We start from the raw sequence: 625 nt of genomic DNA, 5'->3' as shown, positions 1-625 counted from the left end.
TTTCGCGTGTATGGCGCACGCAAGGTCTGGCGGCAGTTGTTGCGCGAAGGATTCAAGCTCGCACGGTGTACGGTCGAGCGACTGATGAAGCGGCTCGGGCTGCAGGGCGTGCGGCGCGGCAGATCGATTCGGACCACCGTCAGCCAACGAAATACGCCCTGTCCGCTTGATCATGTGCAGCGGCAATTCAAGGCGTCACGGCCAAACGCGTTGTGGGTGTCCGATTTCACCTACGGTACGCCCAGCCAGCGTAGCCCGCCCGTATGGGGGTGAAGCTGCTTGAGCATGAATGGAATGCAGTATCCGGAGGAGTTGACGTTGTAGTACCGGGGCTTGCCCTTCCTCTGCTGCGAGAGGAAGTGAGCCGAAGCGGCGGTGACTTGCCGACACTGGCAAGGTGACGTAGTCCGTGGGAAACGGGGCTTGCGGCGAAGCGGTTACGCCAAGATGAGCCTCCAGGCTGAGCATGGGACGGCTGAGGAACACGAACCTGTTAAACCGCATCTGAGGGTTGAAATGTCACCCCTGCCCACACCGCTTTATGGGTAGGACGCGAACTGTTGCCGGACACAGGTAGGGCCCGGCGGCACGAGTACTGATTGGATACGAAAGCCGATCAGCATGG

The 625-nt window shown here is 60.5% G+C and carries 1 pseudogene; it reads left to right on the top strand.

The features are described from left to right. Window positions 1-234: pseudogene (locus P7F28_RS10150) on the top strand (IS3 family transposase); the annotation flags it as partial. Window positions 235-625 lie beyond the last annotated feature (391 nt).

Source organism: Caballeronia sp. BR00000012568055, assembly GCF_029439455.1.
Taxonomy (GTDB): domain Bacteria; phylum Pseudomonadota; class Gammaproteobacteria; order Burkholderiales; family Burkholderiaceae; genus Caballeronia.
Note: the sequence above shows the minus strand (reverse complement) of the source record. Positions and strands in the feature narration are given on the sequence as shown.